General features: G+C 54.6%; 1 protein-coding gene. It reads left to right on the forward strand.

Going from position 1 to position 1,042, the window contains the following annotated elements; all coding sequences use genetic code 11:
- Positions 1-323: 323 nt before the first annotated feature.
- On the forward strand, positions 324-590 hold the full coding sequence (locus HV796_RS45780; RefSeq protein ID WP_343053101.1) for an ASCH domain-containing protein: 267 nt from the start codon (positions 324-326) through the stop codon (positions 588-590).
- Positions 591-1,042 lie beyond the last annotated feature (452 nt).

Below are 1,042 nucleotides of genomic sequence, written 5' to 3' on the forward strand. Positions count from 1 at the left end.
CCGAACCTGGAACAGATTCAGGCCCAAATGAAGAAACTGCAAGCGCAGGCTGAAGCACTCATTGGTTTCAAGTCCCAATCTGCGCTCAACAAAATCCGCCAGCTCATGGCCTTTAATACCGGACGTCCAATTGCGGACCGCATCATGCAATAGAAGCGATTCCTGCGCCGTAACCGTGGCTGGTCCAGTCTCTGTCCGATATCCCTTCACTGCCCGACTTAATTGCAGCGCTAACCAAGCGAGGCATCGAACTTTCCGGGGCCAATGTTCGAATCGGAATCTATGGCGACTCGGAGCAATCTTCTGTAATGCGCATTTCTTTGATGGCGGCCCGCGTAAAGCACGCCACGTGTAGAAGCCTACAGTGGTCGTGGGAACTCGACTGCGAATGCCTGCCGCAGGAAGGGGGCATCGAAATTGTTCTGGATTTTTGCGATAACCCCGTTCTGCTTCTTCGGACGACGAGAGTCGAGATAGTTCCTTTCGATAAAATTTCTAACGAATATTCGGCGGCCGAAGGAGAGGGTGACCTCCACTCGAATTCTGGCGCGCGGAGCACCGGAAGTTCTTTGGCAGAGAGTGCCAGCTGATAGGGCGACAGCCCGTAGCGTCAATGCCGCTCGTTTGCGGGGACGTTCGATTTGGTGACCGATTTGGGTTGATAATCTCAGTTCGGCTTCAGCCCGTCTGCAAGCAGTCGTTCCTTGAGCGACTCCCGAAGACCCGTTCATGGCCGAAGCGTGACCATAGTGGCATAAACCGCAACCCAGTGCGGTCATCGGAACGTACGTCGCTCCGCCACGAGCCGCCGAATTGCGCGCAGAGGTCTTCACCCCGCGATTCGCATGAGGTATAGGCACACGTGGAACCGCTCTCGTACGAGATTCAATTATCCACCGTAGCAAATCACTACGGGAGCTGATCCTCTCGCAATTATTGACCTTTCCATAAATCATGACGTCACCACAAGGTTGCCTGAATCCAGCACGCGGCGATGATCGAAGGTCGGTGCTGAGCGCTTTTGAGCTTGTTGCGAGCGACG

Origin of the sequence: Paraburkholderia humisilvae (genome assembly GCF_902859855.1) — a bacterium.
Lineage (GTDB): Bacteria > Pseudomonadota > Gammaproteobacteria > Burkholderiales > Burkholderiaceae > Paraburkholderia > Paraburkholderia humisilvae.

Excerpts from the sequence above, each read along its gene's own strand:
- HV796_RS45780 (WP_343053101.1), top strand. The coding sequence starts at position 324 with ATGGCGGCCCGCGTAAAGCACGCCACGTGTAGAAGCCTACAGTGGTCG.